13 protein-coding genes are annotated in these 19,166 nt (G+C 48.5%); 9 read left to right on the top strand and 4 right to left on the bottom strand.

Features of this window, described 5'->3' with window-relative positions; all coding sequences use genetic code 11:
• Positions 1-30 precede the first annotated feature (30 nt).
• From BUR42_RS05150 to BUR42_RS05115, 8 genes are read left to right on the top strand one after another with little or no spacing between them, the layout of a single operon-like run.
• Entirely contained in the window at positions 31-3,261 is a 3,231-nt protein-coding gene (locus BUR42_RS05150) for a SusC/RagA family TonB-linked outer membrane protein (protein WP_143197338.1), read from the top strand.
• Positions 3,262-3,268: 7 nt separating this feature from the next.
• Positions 3,269-5,008 (top strand): RagB/SusD family nutrient uptake outer membrane protein, encoded by a 1,740-nt coding sequence (locus tag BUR42_RS05145; RefSeq protein WP_074240456.1) that lies wholly within the window; start codon positions 3,269-3,271, stop codon positions 5,006-5,008.
• 29 nt (positions 5,009-5,037) lie between these two features.
• Positions 5,038-6,303: an MFS transporter gene (locus tag BUR42_RS05140; protein ID WP_074238202.1), complete on the top strand. Its 1,266-nt coding sequence runs from the start codon at positions 5,038-5,040 to the stop codon at positions 6,301-6,303.
• Entirely contained in the window at positions 6,300-7,301 is a 1,002-nt protein-coding gene (locus BUR42_RS05135) for a 2-hydroxyacid dehydrogenase (protein ID WP_074238201.1), read from the top strand. The genes BUR42_RS05140 and BUR42_RS05135 overlap by 4 nt, the downstream gene beginning before the upstream one ends.
• Positions 7,301-8,734 (top strand): FGGY-family carbohydrate kinase, encoded by a 1,434-nt coding sequence (locus tag BUR42_RS05130; RefSeq protein WP_074238200.1) that lies wholly within the window; start codon positions 7,301-7,303, stop codon positions 8,732-8,734. The genes BUR42_RS05135 and BUR42_RS05130 overlap by 1 nt, the downstream gene beginning before the upstream one ends.
• A 5-nt stretch (positions 8,735-8,739) precedes the next feature.
• Positions 8,740-10,179 carry an FGGY-family carbohydrate kinase gene (locus BUR42_RS05125; RefSeq protein ID WP_074240455.1) on the top strand — a complete coding sequence of 480 codons (1,440 nt, stop codon included), beginning with the start codon at positions 8,740-8,742 and terminating at the stop codon, positions 10,177-10,179.
• On the top strand, positions 10,172-10,771 hold the full coding sequence (locus BUR42_RS05120; protein WP_074238199.1) for a histidine phosphatase family protein: 600 nt from the start codon (positions 10,172-10,174) through the stop codon (positions 10,769-10,771). Before BUR42_RS05125 ends, BUR42_RS05120 begins: the two co-directional genes overlap by 8 nt.
• Complete coding sequence (locus BUR42_RS05115; RefSeq protein WP_074238198.1) at positions 10,768-11,685, top strand: glycerophosphodiester phosphodiesterase family protein; 918 nt, start codon at positions 10,768-10,770, stop codon at positions 11,683-11,685. Before BUR42_RS05120 ends, BUR42_RS05115 begins: the two co-directional genes overlap by 4 nt.
• Positions 11,686-11,721: 36 nt before the next feature.
• Here the strand turns inward: BUR42_RS05115 and BUR42_RS05110 are convergent, their stop codons facing one another.
• The gene (locus tag BUR42_RS05110) at positions 11,722-14,130 is read right to left on the bottom strand and encodes an ABC transporter permease (protein WP_074238197.1); all 2,409 of its coding nucleotides are present in this window, start codon (positions 14,128-14,130) and stop codon (positions 11,722-11,724) included.
• A gap of 151 nt (positions 14,131-14,281) precedes the next feature.
• Here BUR42_RS05110 and BUR42_RS05105 point away from each other — a divergent pair, with 151 nt between their 5' ends.
• Positions 14,282-14,653 (top strand): DUF1304 domain-containing protein, encoded by a 372-nt coding sequence (locus BUR42_RS05105; RefSeq protein ID WP_074238196.1) that lies wholly within the window; start codon positions 14,282-14,284, stop codon positions 14,651-14,653.
• On the opposite strand, the gene BUR42_RS05100 is transcribed toward BUR42_RS05105, so the two are convergent.
• From BUR42_RS05100 to BUR42_RS05090, 3 genes are all read right to left on the bottom strand, one after another.
• On the bottom strand, positions 14,603-15,880 hold the full coding sequence (locus tag BUR42_RS05100) for a DUF5690 family protein (protein WP_074238195.1): 1,278 nt from the start codon (positions 15,878-15,880) through the stop codon (positions 14,603-14,605). The genes BUR42_RS05105 and BUR42_RS05100 overlap by 51 nt on opposite strands.
• 80 nt (positions 15,881-15,960) lie before the next feature.
• On the bottom strand, positions 15,961-18,306 hold the full coding sequence (locus BUR42_RS05095; RefSeq protein ID WP_084185409.1) for a family 10 glycosylhydrolase: 2,346 nt from the start codon (positions 18,304-18,306) through the stop codon (positions 15,961-15,963).
• Positions 18,307-18,433: 127 nt separating this feature from the next.
• Complete coding sequence (locus BUR42_RS05090; RefSeq protein ID WP_074238193.1) at positions 18,434-19,084, bottom strand: hypothetical protein; 651 nt, start codon at positions 19,082-19,084, stop codon at positions 18,434-18,436.
• Positions 19,085-19,166: the final 82 nt, after the last annotated feature.

Here is a 19,166-nt window from a genome sequence, read left to right as displayed (position 1 = left end):
TCCATGTTAGAACTGTAAACAAAAACAATCATGAACAATCTTTGCAACCGGGTGATGTGCCGTAAGTTTTTACTTGGCATACTGCTCCTTGTTTTGCCCTCCCTTGTACAGGCACAAACAGCACGAACCGTAGGCGGATTGGTAACAAGTGATAAAGGTGAACTCCTTATTGGCGTAAATGTGAGGATCAAAGGAAGCAATACCGGGGTTACCACCGGTGAAAACGGCCGCTATCAGCTGGCTGTACCCAACAATCAATCTATACTTGTATTTTCTTTCATAGGGTTTGCCGAACAGGAAATTGCTGCAGGCACCCGCAATACTATTGATGTAAAGCTCAGTTCCAGCGCCAAAGACCTGGAAGGCCTGGTGGTAGTAGGTTATGGTACGCAGAAAAAAGTAAACCTCACCGGTGCGGTAGACCAGGTAGGTAAAGAGGTATTCGAAAACCGGCCGCTTACCAATGTTACCCGCGGCCTGCAAGGAGTGATCCCCAACCTGAACATCCGCATGACGGATGGTAAACCTACCCGCGGCGCTACTTACAATGTAAGAGGCACCACTTCTATCGGCGCAGGCGGTAGCGCCCTGATACTGATAGATGGTGTACCCGGTGATCCGGACCTCCTGAACCCGAACGACATTGAAAGCGTTTCTGTGCTGAAAGATGCGGCAGCTGCTGCGATCTATGGCGCCAGGGGAACTTTCGGGGTGATCCTTATCACCACCAAAAACCCGGGGAAAGAACAAACCACGGTGAACTATACCGGCAACTTTTCCATGAATGAACGCACCATTAAACCTAAAATGGTGACTAACGGTTACCAATGGGCCAAAAATTTCGATGAAGCCTTTACCGCTTTTAATGATTATGCCTCTCACCCGCAGAAAGCCAACTCAGTATTTCCATTCTCCCTGGAATACCTGGATGAACTGAAACGCAGGAACGAGGATCCTTCCCTGCCTAAAACAGATATCAATCCTGCCACCGGCGAGTATGTGTATTATGGCAATACGGACTGGCTGAAGGAACTCTATGCAGATGCCAACCCATCTACAGAACACAACCTTAGCGTATCCGGCAACAGCGGTAAACTGAACTATTACCTTTCCGGCAGATACATGTACCAGAAAGGGGTATTCCGTTACAACCCGGATAATTTCAAAACATATAACCTCCGTGCACGCGGTTCCGTACAGGCTTTTAAATGGCTGAAGATCGAGAACGACCTGAGCTTTTCCCAGATGGACTACTTCTACCCTATCCTGAACCATCCCGGCAATACACCGGTATGGAGAAGGATCTCAGACGAAGCATTTCCCATTGCCATGCTGCGCAACCCGGACGGTACTTTAACAGAAAATGCTTCCATTGTTTTCGGTAGTTTTATCTCCGGCAACAACCAGTCCGAGCAGAACAAGATCCAGATCCGTAACACCTCCCGCTTCACCGCCAGCCTCTTTAATAATAAAGTGAGGCTGAATGGCGATTATACTTTCTGGAAACTGAACGATGTGGAAGGCAGGCTTTACACCCCCGTTCCCTACAGCAAGAAACCAAATACCATGCTGGAACGCGGTGAAAGCAAAATGAATGAAACGGATAATAAGACCACTTACATTGCTGCGAATATCTATGCGGATTATGAACATACTTTCCGCAAACACTATCTCAAAGCCATGGTGGGCTATAACTATGAAAACTCGCTGTTGAAAAGCCGTTACATCCAGCGGGATGGGCTGATCAATAATTCATTGCCGGACTTCTCTCTCACCAACGGGCTGAACTTTACGCTGCGTGGCGGTGGTAATGAATGGAGGACCATCGGTGGTTTCTTCCGCCTGAACTATAACTTCGATGAAAGATACCTGCTGGAAATAAACGGCCGTTATGATGGCACTTCCAAATTCCCGCAGAACCAGCAATGGGGCTTCTTCCCATCTGCATCCGCCGGATGGCGTGTATCCAGGGAAAAGTTCTGGACACTGCCGCAAAACACTGTTTCAGATTTCAAACTGCGTGCTTCCTACGGTTCTTTGGGTAACGGAAACATATCCCCTTACCAGTTCCTGGAAACCATGACGGTGGCACAGTCTTCCCGCATGCTGAATGGCATACGCCCTGACTATACACAGCAGCCCACCGTGATCCCGAACGGCCTCACCTGGGAAAAAGCCACTACCCTCAACGTGGGTACAGACCTCGCTTTCCTGAACAGCAGGCTCACAGCCAACTTTGATTACTACATCCGTAAAACAACCAATATGTTCACGGATGGCCTGCCATTGCCCGGCGTATTTGGTGCGAACGAACCGAAAGGCAACTATGCAGACCTGGAAACAAAAGGATGGGAATTATCCATCGGCTGGAGAGACAGAACTAAGGGCAGCAACCCGCTTTCTTACGATTTCCGTTTTGTACTCTCAGATAATCAAAGTGTGATCACCCGCTTCAACAATCCGCTGGGCCTGATCAATACTTATTACGCAGGCATGAAAGTAGGTGATGTATGGGGCTTTGTAACGGACGGTTACTTTAAAGATCAGAACGAAATTAATACCCGCGGTATAGATCAGAGCTTTATCAAAGTATCCGCCATCAATAAACTACTGCCGGGTGATATCAGGTTCAAAGACCTGAATAACGATAAAAAGATCGATGAAGGCGCCGGAACACTGGCAGATCCGGGAGACAGAAGGGTTATCGGTAATACTACACCCCGTTATACTTACGGCTTTAATACCAACCTGGAATGGAAAGGTTTCTCCTTCTCCGCTTTCCTGCAGGGCGTGGGAAAAAGGGATTTCTGGCCGGGTACGGACAACTCACTTTTCTGGGGCCCTTACAACCGGCCTTACAGCTGGCAGCCACAGGATGTGATGGATAACGTATGGTCTGAACAAAACCCGGACGCTTATTTCCCCCGTTTGCGTGGCTATACGGCGCTCAATTCCAAAGCGCAACTACAGGTACCACAATCCAAATATTTACAGAATGTAGCCTATATGCGCCTGAAAAACCTGAGCCTGGGATATAACCTTCCCGCTTCGTGGATCAATAAGGCCGGCATCGCCAATGCAAGGGTATACCTCAGCGGCCAGAACCTCTGGACCTGGAGCCCGATGTATAAATATGTAAAAACAATGGACCCCGAAGTGATAGAAGGCGCCGACCCGGAACTAGCTGCCGGCGCAGGGAACGGGATGAGCTATCCCATGCTGAAAACCTACACGATAGGAATCAATGTCACCTTCAAATAACATGGTCATGCAACGTTTTATCTATATAATCATCGCTTCTGTGTTACTGGCTTCCTGCAAAACGGACCTTAATCTGAAGCCCTTTGATAAGCTCTCTCCGGAGAATGCTTTTAATACCGAAAAGGACCTGCAGCTGTATGCAAATTCTTTTTACCTGAACCTGCCTACAGGAACTGACATCGTAAAATCAGATGCACTCAGCGACTACCTGGTGGGCAGAACACCTTCCAATTATATCTATGGTAATTTCAGCGCTACACAGGCTACCGGCTGGACCTGGACCAACCTGCGCAAGGTGAATTACTTCCTGGAACATGCCGGCCAGGCAAAGATCACAGACGAAGCAAAGAACCACTATATGGGTCTTGCCCGTTTCTTCCGCGCCTGGTTCTATTTTGAAATGGTGAAGGAATTCGGGCCTGTACCTTTCTATAATAAAACACTCGATGTAAGCGATCCCGATCTTTACAAACCACGCGACCCGCGCACCCTGGTGATGGACAGCGTGCTGGCAGACCTGAACTTTGCCTGCGCCAACATCCGCAATACCAAAGATGCCACCTGCTCACAGATCACACGTTGGGTGGCCCTCGCCTTCAAATCAAGGGTATGTTTGTTTGAAGGTACCTTCCGTAAATATCATACTGAACTGAACCTCACAGGCACTGCCAATACCTGGCTCACGGAAGCAGCCAACGCGGCAGACCTGGTGATAAAAGGCAACCAGTACAAACTGCTCACTACCGGTGCAGCAGATAAGAATTACCGGGACCTGTTCATCAATGAAACACCTAACAACACAGAGATACTGCTGGCCTTTGTGGGCAGCAAAAGCCTCCGTGTATTCAATGATGCCAACTGGTACTGGACCAGCGCTACTTATGGCGGACGTTACAGCTTTACGAAAACATTTATTGACACTTACCTGAAAACAGACGGAACACCTTTCACCGCACAACCGGATTACGCTACACAAACTTTTGTGCAGGAAGTAAAGAACCGTGACCTGCGCCTGAAACAAAGTATCCGTTTAGGTAACTATACGCGCGATGGCGCAGCAGCACCGCCTGATTTCACCTATACCTATACAGGCTACATGCCAATCAAACTCACCGTAGATGCAAAAGCTACGGATGGCGTGGCAGAGAATCCCAACTCTTTGCCACTCATCCGTTATGCGGAAGTTTTACTGAATTATGCGGAAGCAAGAGCAGAATCCGGTGCATTCACGCCGGCAGACTGGACAAATACCATCGCTTTACTCCGTACCCGCGCAGGCATCACTGCTGCTCCCCTTCCCACGGTGGCAGACACTTACCTTAAAGACAATTACTTCCCCTTGATCACCGATCCCGTAATACTGGAAATACGCCGGGAAAGAGGTATAGAACTGGCACTCGAAGGTTTCCGTTATGATGATCTCAAACGCTGGAAAACAGGCGGCCTGCTCACAAAACAATACACCGGCATGTACGTTCCCGCATTAAATACTTTAATGGACCTGAACGAAGATGGCAAGATGGATGTAAGTTTTGTGGAAACCACTCCTCCTACAAAAGTACCCGGCGTAACTTACATAGTGGTAGATAAAGTGCAGGTGAAATTATCGAACAACACCAGCGGCCGGCTGATCCTCTTCGATAACCTGGAACGCAAATACGAAGACTACAAATACTACTATCCGATCCCTTACAACGAGATCGTACTGAATAAAAATCTCGAACAAAATGCAGGTTGGACGAACTAATTTCACGATCACACAATAACTGATATCAAATGTCAACTAACAACGCAACAATCTTTGACAAAGCAGGCATCCCCCGGCAGCTGCTCTGGGGTTACATCGGCATCATGATCTTTATGATGGGTGATGGTATTGAACAAGGATGGCTGAGCCCTTACCTGGTAGATCATGGTATGACGGTTCAGCAATCAGCCTCCCTGTTCACCGTATATGGTATCACCATTGCCATCTCCGCCTGGTTTTCCGGCGTACTGGCAGAAGGGTTCGGCGTGCGGCGTACTATGCTGCTGGGCCTGGTCCTTTACATGCTGGGCACGGTTGGCTTCGTGGGTTTCGGTATGCCGGAATTGAATTTCCCGGTGATGCTGCTGACGTATGCGTTACGTGGTTTCGGATATCCGCTCTTTGCTTATTCCTTCCTGGTATGGATCGCGTATAGCAGTCCACAGCAACAGCTGGGCCGCGCAGTGGGCTGGTTCTGGTTTGTGTTCACCGGCGGATTGAATGTACTGGGTGCATATTACTCCAGCTGGGCTATCCTGAAGTTCGGTCATCTCAATACTTTATGGACCTCTTTATTCTGGGCATTGCTGGGTGCATTCTTTGCACTGGTGCTGAATAAACGTTCTGCACAAAAGCAAACTTCCAAAGGTTCCCAGATGCAGGAACTCCTGAAAGGGCTCACCATCGTTAAAGAAGAACCAAAAGTACTCTTAGGCGGTATTGTACGGGTGATCAATACCACCGCACAATTTGCTTTCCCCGTTTTTCTGCCGATGTATATGGCCCGCCACGGTTTTGATACCACACAATGGCTGCAGATCTGGGGCACTATCTTCACCGCCAACATCATCTTCAACCTCATCTTCGGATTCGTGGGAGACCGTTTTGGCTGGCGAAACACCATCATGTGGTTCGGCGGCGTGGGCTGTGCCGTAACTACCCTCCTGTTTTACTATGCACCACAGATCTGGGAAGGCAGCTTTTTTATGGTATTAACCTGCGGCGTACTCTGGGGCGCATTCCTGGCTGGTTATGTTCCCTTAACGGCATTGGTGCCCTCCCTTGTAAAAAAAGATAAAGGAGCAGCTATGGCCATCCTTAACCTTGGTGCAGGCCTGCCCGTGTTTGTAGGCCCCGCCATTGTTGGTCTGTTCATTGGCGGCGTAGGTGAAGAAGGTGTAATATGGATCCTGGCGGTACTGTATGTGATCAGCGCCATCCTCACCCGCTTCATCACTTTGCCGGATAATGCAAAGACCCTCCACCATCATACGTTACAAACTGAAATAGCATGAGAATTTTAATTACGGCGCCTTATAATGAGAAAGGCCTGAAAGAACTGGAAACACAGTTCGGCGAAGTTGTTTACAGATCATGGAAACCTAACGGACGTGCTTACAACGAAACAGAATTACTGGAACTGCTGGCGAACAGTAAAGCAGATGCACTGATCACAGAACACGATCATGTAACGGCCACGGTTATTGCCGCAAACCCGCAACTGCAATTCATTGGTGTATGCAGGGGAACACCCTCCAACGTAGCGGTAGCCACGGCTACGGAAATGGGCATCCCTGTATTTTTCACGCCCGCCCGCAACGCGCAGGCAGTAGTGGAAATGTTCATCTCCAATGTGATCATGCTCTTGCGTAACACCATTCCCGGCATCGACTGGCTCAAAGGCCGCAACTGGCAGGAAGGGGCACACGATTCCTACCTCGCCTTCAAAGGCAATGAACTCGCAGGAAGAACTATCGGATTGGTGGGCTTTGGCGCTATCGGCCAGCTCATTGCCAAACTGGTGAAGGATTACCCCTGTAAGATCCAGTTCTTCGATCCCTACGTAACGGAACACGACAAAGCTTTCCGCAAAACAGGTATCGAAGATGTATTTTCAACCAGCGACATCGTATCCATTCACCTGCCGGTTACCAATGAAACAAAAGGTATGATCAACGGCAGCCTGATGAAACTGATGAAAAAAGATGCCATTTTTGTGAATACGGCCAGGGCAGCAGTAGTGAAAAGAGAAGACCTGCTGGATGCATTGGAAAAGAAAGCGATCCGGGGGGCCATCCTGGATGTGTTTGACAACGAACCACCGGATGCGCTGGATTACCGCATTATTGATATGCCGCATGTAATTGCTACGCCGCACATTGCAGGCGCAACACATGAAGTGGAAGATCATCATGTGGAGATCCTCAATAAAGCGTTGCTGCAGTGGTATGCAAAAGGGAACAAAAAGATAGCCGAACTGGCGAATAAAGAAATACTTACAATCCATATTTAATGAGCTATATCATAGTAGACATTGGCACAGGGAATGTTCGCGTAGCTGCAGCCTCTGAAGACGGCAAGGTATTAGGCGTTGCACGGGAGGATATACAATACATCAAAGATGCGCTGTACCCGGATAGTATTTATTTTGATCCCACCCGGTTGTGGGAACAGGTATTGCGGCTGGCTAAACAGGTACTGCAAAAAGTACCCGGCGCAGAAGTCAGGGCTATCACAGCTACCAGCCAGCGGGAAGGTATTGTGCTCATTTCCAAAGATGGCAGATCGCTGATAGGTTTACCCAACATCGATCACCGCGGAAGGGAATGGGAAGACCTGATAGCAGATAAAAGCAGGGTTTACCAGCTCACCGGCCGCTACCCTACTTCCCTCTTCTCTGCCATGAAGCTGGTAGGCATCCGTGAAAGAAGACCAGAGATATGGAAAGACACAGCTACCTTTTTAAGTATCAGCAACTGGATAGAATACAAGCTAAGTGGCATTGCACGTTACGAACATTCACAGGCTTCTGAAACTTTACTATATGATGTAGCCCGTAAAGAATGGTCTGCCGAACTTTGCGCCGTATTCGGGCTAAGCGGCGATCTGCTGAGCAGCATCGCTTCTTCTGCCACGGTACTGGGAAAAATTAAACAGGACGTTGCAGACACCTTATCACTGAACAACACCGTGCAGGTCATTGTAGGCGGCGGCGATACGCAGCTGGCCATCAAGAGTACCCGCCCTGCCGTGAATGATATGGTGATCGTATCCGGTACCACCACCCCCATCGTAAAACTCACCGGCATGTATACGCTGGATGAACAGGAACGTACCTGGACGAGCAGGGACATAGAAGCAGACCGTTTTGTATTTGAAGCGAATGCCGGCGTTACAGGATTGAACTATCAGCGGCTGAAAGAGATCTTTTATCCCAACGAAGGATATGATGTGATCGAGAAAGAACTGGCAGAGAACAAACATACTTTCTGTATGGCTTCCCTGGGTTCCTTACTGGCCGATGAAGAAGTATCGCTTACACGCGGTGGCTTCATTTTTCCGGCACCCGTTTCTCACCTGCTCACCCGCAGTTCTTTTGTTTGGGCTACGATACTGGACATTGCCTGTTCTATTGCCAAGAACTACAAGATCCTGGCTGAAGTTGCAGGTCATACGCCTGATTACATCTGGGGTTGCGGCGGCGGATTACAAAGTAAAGTATTGCGCCAGCTGATCGCCAACCTTACCGGCAAAAAAGTACACGTACGTAAAGAGTACCAGCAATCATCTGCCGTAGGTGGCGCATTGATCTGTAATGAAGCATTACAGATCAGGGTGCAGATGGATGAAAGTATTGATGTGGTGGCTCCGCAGGAAGAAGCCTATTATGCTACTTTGTATGCAGAATGGGAAAAAACCAGGGGGTATTTCAGGAACATGAATTAAGTAGTATGGATAGTTTTATAGGGATAGATATCGGCACACAGGGTGCCAGGGTGGTGCTGATGGATGCAGCGGGCAATTTACTGGGCAGTGAGGAAGAGCAATTTCCCTTAAGTGCCGGTTCAAGAGAAGAACAATCTCCCGCTGAATGGTGGGATGCCTGTTTACGCTCTTTGCAACTCCTGCTGGCAGATAAAGATAAGAGTAACATCAAAGCCATTGCCGTTACTTCCACTTCCGGTACGGTGATCCCGGTTGATAAACAATATGCGCCTTTGCACAATGCCATTATGTACAGCGATGGCAGGCAAACAGCGGAAGGTGCGCTTTGCAAAGAAAAGGCAATGCAGTACCAACCACAGGGCTATACGGCATTTAATACTACCAGCGGGCTTCCAAAAATGCTGTGGTTTATCAACAACCACCCGGAAAAAGCAGCACAATTACACAAATTCATTCATGCCGCAGATTTTATTACAGGAAAACTTTCCGGCAATTATGACGTAACGGACTTTACCAATGTGTTAAAATCCGGTTACGATGTAGCGGCGCAACGCTGGCCTGAATATATTTGGGAAACATTGCCCATCCGGGAAGAATGGTTACAGGATGTAGTGCCTTCGGGTACACCGGTAGGCAGGCTGAATAAAGACCTGCAGCAAACACTGGGGCTTTCTGACAACGTAATGGTAGTAGCCGGCATGACGGATGGCTGCGCTTCGCAGATCGCCTCCGGCGCCGTGAACCCGGGAGACTGGAACACCACTATTGGCACTACCCTGGTAGTGAAAGGTGTAACCACTTCCGAGATCCGCGATCCGGAAGGCAGGCTGTACTGCCACCGCCACCCGGAAGGTTTCTGGATGCCCGGCGGCGCCAGCAATACAGGGGCAGACTGGGTAAGTAAAAACTTCTCCGGTAACCTGGATGCGCTGAACGAAGCTGCCGCTAAACTGATCCCTACCGGCCATCTCATTTACCCGCTGCTGCAACAGGGAGAACGTTTCCCCTTTGTAGCACCGCAGGCAAAGGGATTTGAAACAGCAGGCCTGCCTGATGCAGCCCGCTTCGCCGCCAGCATGGAAGGCGTGGCTTATATTGAGCGGTATGCATACGAAGTGATCGAACAGTTATCCGGCGAAAAGGTGAAAGCCGTATTTACCGCAGGAGGTGCCAGTAATAGTGAAACCTGGCTCACCATCCGCAGTAATGTGCTGAACCTGCCCATTTATAAAATGAAATATGTTACCGGCGCTTCCGGCGCCGCTATACTGGCAGCATCTAAAACACATTTCTCCTCTATCATGGCAGCAGCAGCAGCTATGACGCAAACAGAGAAACAGGTTAACCCGGATGCCGCGTTAGCCCGGGCTTACGAAAGAAGCTACCAGGCATTTATTTCAATATTAAAAGAAAAAGGATACATATCCGGTCATACATATGCTTAACGTTTATTTACTGAGACACGGACAAACCGCCTGGAATGCGGATAACAACCGCTACTGCGGCAGAACGGACATCTCCCTGACCGCCACAGGCATCCGGCAGGCAGAAGCTGTAAAGGAGCAATTAAAGGGCATTACTTTCGATGGCGTTTATTCCTCCCCGTTGGAAAGGGCTTTTATGACCGCCAACATTGCCACCGGTGGTACCCATGTAACAAAGGATGCCCGCCTTATTGAAGCGGACTTTGGCACCTGGGAAAAAAAGACGAAGGAAGAATTCATTGCTGAGAATGCCCTGCTCTGGAATAACTGGATGGCAGACCCCGCAAAATATAAAGCAGGCGGTACCGGCGAATCAGGAACGGAGATCGTTACCCGGGTAGATGATTTTTTCCGGGAGCTGCGCCAACGTTACACTTCCGGCAATATCCTGGTAGCTGCGCATAATGGTGTGAACCGTTTATACCTTGCCTACAAACTGGGCATGCCGCTGAAGAACTACCGGATGCTGGTGCAGGAGAATGCCTCCATCACCATGTTCACGCTGTCTGCGGAAGGTGATTTCACTTTACAACATCTTAATTCAAAACTATGAAAAGAATATTCGTTATAGGGATGGCCCTTTCACTGTCCATGCACGTACAGGCACAAAAGATGAACGTACTGAAGATCAAAAATGCACAGGAGCTGCGGGCGTTCTTTAAATACACCGGTAAAGATGTTCCTTTTGTAAGCGGCCACCGCGGTGGCATCAACAAAGGTTACCCGGAGAACAGCATAGAAGCATTTGCCAATACGCTGCGTCACACACCTGCCATGTTTGAGATAGATCCGCGCCTTTCGAAAGACGGCGTACCCGTATTAATGCACGATGCTACGCTGGAACGCACCACTACCGGCAAAGGCAAAGTAGGCGATTACACGCTGGCAGAACTTAAACAACTCTACCTGAAAGACGTGGATGGCAATGTTACCAAAGCCCGCATTCCTACTTTGGAAGAAGCGATCAGGTGGGCCAAAGGTAAAACAGTACTAAGCCTGGATAAAAAAGATGTGCCCTTCGATACCACGCTGGCGATCATCAAAAGGAATAACGCGGAAGGATATGTGATGGTAACGGTGCATTCTGCCAAAGAAGCCCTTTATTATCATGAACGCAACAAGGATATCTTTTTCGAAGCCTTTGTGAAAACACAGAAAGCATTGGAAGAATACGAAGCGGCAAAGGTACCCTTTACGCATATGATGGCTTATGTAGGCCCGGATAATAAACCGGAACTGAAACCATTATATGCTGAGCTGAACAAACGCGGGGTGATGTGCTTTATCTCCACGGCCTCCAGTTCAGACAAACTGCCTGATGCAGCACAACGTAAAAAGATCTTCCAGGATATTATTAAAGATGGCGCCAGCTTTATAGAGGCAGATCTTTCCATTGAAGCGGCAGAAGCTATCAAACCTTTACTGCCGGCAAAGAGTGATAAACACAAGTTCTTCGGCAAAAAGTAATGCTTTAACCCGCAGGCGAAACCTGCGGGTTATTTTTTATTCTGCGCGTAAACTCTTTACCGGGTTGGCAAGAGCCGCATTCACGGCCTTATACCCTACCGTTATCCATGCGATGCCAATGGACAACACCATGGCGGATGCAAACACGTCCCAGCCTAAATTAATGTGGTAATGAAAATCTTCCAGCCATCCCTGCATAAAATAATAACCCAGGGGAGCAGAGATCAAAAAGGCGATACCTATTAAAACGGTAAACTCCTTAGAGAAGAGATATACAATATTTTGCACGGAAGCTCCCAGCACTTTACGCACACCCACTTCTTTTGTTTTCTGTACTGCCATAAAGGAAACCAGGCCATATAAACCCAGGCAGGAGATCAGTACCGCAAGAAAGGCAAAGACCTCAAACAGCAGGCCCGTTATGGCTTCTGCTTTATAATAATCACCCACCCTTTCGTCCATATAAGTAAGATCATACATATAGGTAGGGTATACTTCTGTAAATACCTTTTGTACTTCGGGCAGCGTGGCCGGCATTTGTTCCGGGCGGATCTGCAGGGCAGCATATTCATAATAATTGCCTGAAAACAATATCATAGGTTTGATCTCTTCCCGCAGCGTTCTGTTGTTGAAGTCCCGGAATACACCTACTACCGGTATTTTCCCGGTATTACTTAACGCTACTGTTTTCCCCAGTATAGCTTCCGGCGATGATAAGCCTAATTTCCTCACCATGGTTTCATTCACCATCACTTCTGCCGCAGTATCGCTACGAAATGGTTTTCTGCCTGCTACCAGCCCAATCTGGAACGTTTCAAGATAACTACTGTCCCCATACATCCGGGTGGCCAGGAAGGTCTGTTTTTCTGCTGAGTTATCGAAATAGAAATCGGACTGCCAGCCCCAGTTGTTGGATGGCCCTTCCAGGCAGAGGCTCACGTTCTCTACGCCCTTAACGGATGCCAGCCGGTTTTTCAGGTAATCATACCGGGTAGCCAGCGCACTGTCGCTGGGCAGATTAATCAGTACGGTAGATTCTTTATCAAAGCCCATAGGCTTTTCACGGAAATATTTCATTTGCTGCACTACCACCAATGTTCCTATCACCAGCAGCTGTGCAATCACAAATTGCACTACCACCAATCCCCTGCGCAAAGAGATGCCGCCGATGGTACGGGTGCTGATCTTGCTTTTGATGGCTGCAACAGGATTAAAACCGGAGAGTACAACCGCCGGGTAAAATCCTGCAAGCAATGTAACCACCACACCAATAGCCAGCAGGAACACGATAACCGAAGGATGATTAAAAGTGAGCTCCCGGCCTATTAACTGCCCCAGCGGCCGTATAGCCGCTACAGCGATCATTACACCCAGGACCAGGGAAAAGAAAGTGATCACGGCGGTTTCATTGAGGAACTGGCGCACCAGTTGTGTACGGTTGCTCCCCAGCACTTTGCGAACGCCGATCTCTTTGGCCCTGCTGATAGATTGTGCGGTGGCCAGGTTGATAAAGTTGATGCAGGCCACCAAAAGTAAAAAGATGCCGATCAACCCGATGGACCATAGTTCCCGGATGGAAATAGCACTACCTGCAGGCACCCGGAAGTTTTTATCGAGGTGCATGTTCTCTATTGACTGCAGGCCCAGCGTACTATAGTTATGCGGTTCCCGCTGTTCTTCTTTGTAATACTTTTTCACAAAGGCTGGGAACTGTTTTATCATGGTTTCCGGCGCCACACCTTCTTTCAGCATTACATACAAGCCATGATCATTTAAACCGGACCAATCGCTAAACAGCCCCGGCTCTCTTTTTCTTGCGGTTATAATTGATGGGCAGATCCTGAGCCGGAGATCTGTATTCCCCGGCAGATCTTTAAATACCCCTACTACCTTCAGGGGTATACGAAAAGAATATAACTGGATGGTTTTGCCAATAGCTTCCTCATGCCCTCCGAAAAATGCTTTTGCAACACTTTCCGTGATCACCACCGTATTGGGATTTTTTAACTCCTTTCCATTCCCTTCCAGCCAGGTGAAGTCAAACATCTCAAACAAACCGGGATCTGCCCAGGCAAGGCCCTGGTACTCTTTGAACCTTTTCTCTTCTTTACCCGGAACATAAAACTGCGCCTGCCCGATAAACCAGCAGGAAGCGATCTGCTCAAATTGCGGAAAATCATTCCGGAAAGCTTCGGGCAAAGCATTAGGCACATTTGGTTCCCTGGTTACCACCTCGCCGTTACTTTTACTTTTAATAGTAGTGGTTACCCTGAAGATCCTGTCCTTTTTTTCGTGATAATTATCATAGCTCATTTCGTTCCGGATCACAGAAAAGATCAGCAGGCTGGCAGCCACCCCAATAGCCAGGCCCAGGATATTCAGGAGAGAAAATGTTTTTTTCCGCCAGAGGGAACGGAAAGCGATCTTAAGGTTATTATACAGCATGAGGTTAAGGATTATATTCCCTGCACAGCAAAAAGCGGGTCAAAGTATAATGAATTAATTGCCAAACGATTAACATGATGATCATGTCCGCTTATGGTACAGGAAGTGTCCGGTTCCGAACATTCATTATATTCGCTGGCAAAAGAACCATATGCATATCATTGTTATGATCCTCATTGGCCTGGTGGCTTTCATTCACCTGTATATCCTCTGGCTTGAAATGTTTGCCTGGACCACCAAAGGCCCTAAGTCCTTCTCCTCTATTCCCAAACATCTCTTTGAACCTACCAAAGTACTGGCCGCCAACCAGGGATTGTATAACGGCTTCCTCGCTGCAGGCCTGATCTGGAGCCTCTGCATCCGGGACCATCACTGGGCATTCAATGTAGCAGTATTCTTCCTTTCCTGTGTGATTGTTGCAGGGATCTATGGTGCAGCCACTGCCAGTAAAAAGATCTTCTATGTGCAGGCTTTACCGGCGCTGATCACTTTGATACTGATGCATTTTGCGCATAAAATATAACATGGAGGCAATGGTGCCCACCACCCCTGTTATACCCGTGACCATTACTAACTGCATATAGAAATGCAGCCAGTTGGTCTGTATCTGCAACACGGTTTTAGCAAGCATAACACCCACACTTCCCAGGTACCCGAAAGAGTCTGCGATATAGATCAGGAAACCTACATTCCCCGCAAACCTGAATGCAGCAATGAACCGGTCGAACAGGATGCTGTTAAAGGGAATGTATACCATGTACAGGCCCAGGCCAACAAAGAGCATCCAGTGATACATGGGCAGCTGCTGCCTTGCATATAACCAGGTAGTGATCAATGAGATAATAAACCCTGCAAGCATAATGCACTGGGCCAGCATAAATGCTGTAAAGCTGTTCCTTAACCAGATCATCACGGCAATCAATACCAGGATGATGATAGAGATAGAAGTTTCTGTTTTGGCAAATACACCCGCCTGGAATACTTCGCCGGACTCCCGCCACATATCCGCCATGAAATTATCCCGCACTTCCCTTAAGATGGTAACAAGTATATAGATGATCACGAGTACTACAATGCCGGGTAAGAAACCTTTCAGCAAAGCCTTCCTGTCTTCCTTCAACATCGGCTGCCGGTGCATCCTTTGCGCCACATCTTCTTCATCCGGCGCGGGGATCTTTTCCAGCAGGAATACAAACAGGAACAAGGCCGGCATAAAGATGCAGCCCACTACAAAAGGCATCCAGTATTCCGTTACATGAAAGCTGTTCATCACCCATTGCGCCGTGCTTTTAGCAAGCCCTGAGGCAAAGATGAAACTTACCGCCAGCGCTGCGCTGATCAGGTCTGTTGTTCTGCGGCCTTCCACATAAGAGAACACAATACCCCATAATAACCCCAATGGAAAACCATTCAGAAAGAGGCACCAGAAATTATAGGGAGCAGGTAACAGCGCGAATAAAAGCCAGGCCAGCCAGGAGATACCAACAAGCCCAATGATCAGCCAGTGACGGCGGACACGTTTGAGTTCGGATATAAAACGGATGCCATAGAATTTACTGGCCATATATCCTAACACCTGCGTTACTACCAGCACCGTTTTGAAGTCCATGCCGAATAATGTATGCCCGCTATAAGACGCCACGTTGAAGGCCTTGCGGAAAGCAAAGATGGCAGTGTAAGCAGCAAAGCTGGTGATAGCCGCCATCACAGCCACCCAGATCTGGCGTTTTGAAAAATGAACTGCTGACATATGTTTTGGAAGATACTGTTTTCCTTTCAAAAAAAAGGCTGCCCGCATGTACGGGCAGCCTTTGCTTTATTCAAGATCTCTTAGTTCCCTAACTTCAGGAGTTTCAGGATCTGACGTTTAGTACCCTGCGTGATCTCTGCGTAATAGATACCGCCGTGATAATTAGCACCGATCGTAATAAGACTGTTTGGCGCAATATTATTCCGGGTCTCAACCAGCTGACCATTATTGTTGTACACCCTGATAGTCAATGGCAACGGATCTTTGCTTGCCATCAGTAATACAAACTGGTGAAGGGTTGGGTTAGGCATTGCTACCACTGCCAGGCCATCGCCATGCGTCCACGGTTTATTGGATGGCACCAGTACATCTGTTGATTGTGTACTTACATTACCTGCAGCATCCGTTGAAGTTACCTTAATGGTGTAGATACGTCCATTACCAAAGATATCACGTTCCGCACGCAGCCTGATATGATGATCGTCTATCACTTCCCAGTCAGGCGCACCATTCACCGCTTCGTTGCTGGTAATGGTGATCACATTTGTAACAGCACCACATTCAGCTACTGTGTAATTCAGCGTTACCGCCTTCATCTGGTTGTTCGCATTGGCGATGATGAACGGATCTGCGGCTAAACCGGCGATCTGTGGCGGAATAGTATCTTTCACGATCACGGCAAAAGAGCAGGTATCTGCTTTGCCCCCTGCATTGGTAGCAATCAGGCGGATGATATCGTTATGTTGCACAGCACTTCCCGGGGCAGGTAACTGTGTAAGTGTTACTCCTCTTGGATCATTTACTACAGCCAGTGAGCGGTAGTCCGGCAAAGCTGCGGTACAGGATGCATCTGCGGTTAACTCCTGGTCGCCCGGGCAAAGGATATCCGGGGCCTGGTTAGCAGAGAGGTTAGACAGGCCGCTCTCATTGTGAAACCTGTCCACCGCCGTTACAGCGTAGTAATAAGTGGTATTGGGCACAATGGTCTTATCCGTAAAAGTAGTCTGATCCCTTGTGGTGATAAAAAGGATGTTATCCGCAGAAGTAGTGTCGATCACCGGATCTTCAGAACGGTAGATCACAAACTGGCGGGCTTTATCCATTTCATCAGTTGTGCTGGCGGTATTGGTCCAGGTTAATGCAACGGAATCCGGGCCGTAGGGTGTGGCATTCAAAGCGATGGGTGCTGATGGTGCAACATTATCACGCCACAACATCACCGGCTGTAATGCCGGCTTTTTATAGAAATCCAGCCGCAGGGAATCCCTGAAACCTAAACGCGTAGTGGCACGCAGGCTGGAGGTATTGTAAATGGACTGCCCGAAGATATTCGTATACAGACTGTCCCGGTTCATCCTTACTTCGTTGGGGATCTGTTTAGGGTCCATCCATGGTGCTGCCTGTGCGGCATCATTCACCTTATATCCTGCCATGCCAATGTAGATATGGCGGCCATAAGCATTGTTATTCCACCAGGGCACAATGGCGGCATAATTTGCACCCGGCTGGCCGATGTACCAATATACCTGCGGCATGATATAATCCACCCAGCCTTCCTGTAACCATTTGCGGGTATCTGCAAAAAGTGTGGTGTAATGTTCAAGACCGGATGTAGGGGTACCAATAGCAGGATTGGTACTGTTCCTGTAGATACCGGAAGGAGATACACCGAATTTCACCCACGGTTTAATAGCACGGATGCTGTCGTAGATCCTTTTGATCAGCAGGCTTACATTATCCCTTCGCCAGTCTGCCTTCACTGTAAAACCACGTGGGTCTGCGGCAAAGGAAGCAGAATCGTTATACGGTGTTGTACCGGCCGGTGCGGCAGGTGGATAGAAATAATCGTCGAAGTGAATACCATCCACATCATAGCGGGTAACAATGTCATCTACCACGGTGGTGATGTAATCCCTTACCTGTGGCAAACCGGGATCGAGTACCCTTAGCGTACCCTGGCTCAGCAGCCATTCCGGGTGTTGTTTAGCTACGTGGGTAGCGGCAAAAGCCGGCAGGTTGGCGGAGTTACCAACGGCGCGGTAAGGGTTAAGCCAGGCATGGAATTCCATACCGCGTTTATGGCATTCTTCAATAGCAAATTCCATGGGGTCCCAGGGGGTACCGGGTGCAACACCCTGTGTACCGGTAAGGTCGGCAGACCAGGGTTCAATAGGACTGTTATACATCGCATCGCACTGGCTGCGTACCTGTACGTATAACACGTTGAGCCCGGTAGCTTTGTGATGATCTGCAATAGTGATGAATGCGGCCCTTTGCTGCGCAGGCGTTTGCGTGCGGTTGGGCCAGTCTATACCTAAGTAGGTAGCTATCCATGCGCCGCGCAATTCCCTTTTGGGAGCCTGCTGGGCTTTAACCAGGAACGGCATTAAACAACACAGGAGGATAACGTGTAGAATTCTAGGCATGTGCGGGGAGATTTTGGTTTATACTTATATAAGATCATCTCAGCATCCTGCACCGTTACTCCTTTCCAAAATAAAAATGACTGCCCCGGTAACAGGAGCAGCCATTGCCTTTCTAAACCCGATCACATCAGATACCCGGTATCTGTGCAATCGCTCTGTGTTGCGCAGCAGTGAGCGCAAACCCTTTTGTAATGTTCCAGATAGCTTTCTGTGCTGCTGCCTGGTAATGTTCATCCTCCAGGTCCTTATCCTGCAATTGTTCTATGAGGGCTTTAATGTCCACGTCTTCTGAAACAGGGCCGATCTTATATTTATCTTTTGCTTTGGTCACTGCTCTGTCTTCATTCAGGCAAAACAACGCCAGGTTGAAAATGAAGGTTTCCCCTGCCGCCAGTACAAATGCTTCGTCCCTGATCAGCAGGCCGTTCTGGATCTTTTCATCCCGGGAAACGAATATAAGGCCGGCAGGAAGTGTAACCGTAACCGGCTCCCGTGTTTTATTGTGCATTGCCAGGCAGAGCCTTACAAGGCTACCGGCGCCAAGCTGGCAACGCTTATTATCTGTTCCGGAAATGTTCAGCGCAATACCTTTGGGTAATTTATAGGCAGCGCCTGTGGGATACTCAACAGAGGTGCCCATTCCTTTTTTAGTATCCATATTCAACTTCAATACAGGGGCTTTGGGGGTTGGCCGGGTTCTATCACTATGCCTGGCGGCGGCTATAATAACCGTAAGCGAGCAGGCGAGCCAAACAAACAACTGAATTAACTTTTTCATTTTTTATCCTTTTGACGCCGCAAAGATAGTACGGCCTCAAATGCCGGATACTACGCCAAACGGATCAAAACCTACGCGGAAC

Origin of the sequence: Chitinophaga niabensis (genome assembly GCF_900129465.1) — a bacterium.
Classification (GTDB): domain Bacteria; phylum Bacteroidota; class Bacteroidia; order Chitinophagales; family Chitinophagaceae; genus Chitinophaga; species Chitinophaga niabensis.
The sequence above is the reverse complement of the archived record's forward strand: the minus strand, read 5'-3'. Positions and strand labels throughout refer to the sequence as shown.

Bases quoted from the DNA above. Each gene is read 5' to 3' on its own strand.
- BUR42_RS05150 (WP_143197338.1), top strand. From the start codon at position 31: ATGAACAATCTTTGCAACCGGGTGATGTGCCGTAAGTTTTTACTTGGC.
- BUR42_RS05145 (WP_074240456.1), top strand. From the start codon at position 3,269: ATGCAACGTTTTATCTATATAATCATCGCTTCTGTGTTACTGGCTTCC.
- BUR42_RS05140 (WP_074238202.1), top strand. From the start codon at position 5,038: ATGTCAACTAACAACGCAACAATCTTTGACAAAGCAGGCATCCCCCGG.
- BUR42_RS05135 (WP_074238201.1), top strand. From the start codon at position 6,300: ATGAGAATTTTAATTACGGCGCCTTATAATGAGAAAGGCCTGAAAGAA.
- BUR42_RS05130 (WP_074238200.1), top strand. From the start codon at position 7,301: ATGAGCTATATCATAGTAGACATTGGCACAGGGAATGTTCGCGTAGCT.
- BUR42_RS05125 (WP_074240455.1), top strand. From the start codon at position 8,740: ATGGATAGTTTTATAGGGATAGATATCGGCACACAGGGTGCCAGGGTG.
- BUR42_RS05120 (WP_074238199.1), top strand. From the start codon at position 10,172: ATGCTTAACGTTTATTTACTGAGACACGGACAAACCGCCTGGAATGCG.
- BUR42_RS05115 (WP_074238198.1), top strand. From the start codon at position 10,768: ATGAAAAGAATATTCGTTATAGGGATGGCCCTTTCACTGTCCATGCAC.
- BUR42_RS05110 (WP_074238197.1), bottom strand. From the start codon at position 14,130: ATGCTGTATAATAACCTTAAGATCGCTTTCCGTTCCCTCTGGCGGAAA.
- BUR42_RS05105 (WP_074238196.1), top strand. From the start codon at position 14,282: ATGCATATCATTGTTATGATCCTCATTGGCCTGGTGGCTTTCATTCAC.
- BUR42_RS05100 (WP_074238195.1), bottom strand. From the start codon at position 15,880: ATGTCAGCAGTTCATTTTTCAAAACGCCAGATCTGGGTGGCTGTGATG.
- BUR42_RS05095 (WP_084185409.1), bottom strand. From the start codon at position 18,306: ATGCCTAGAATTCTACACGTTATCCTCCTGTGTTGTTTAATGCCGTTC.
- BUR42_RS05090 (WP_074238193.1), bottom strand. From the start codon at position 19,084: ATGAAAAAGTTAATTCAGTTGTTTGTTTGGCTCGCCTGCTCGCTTACG.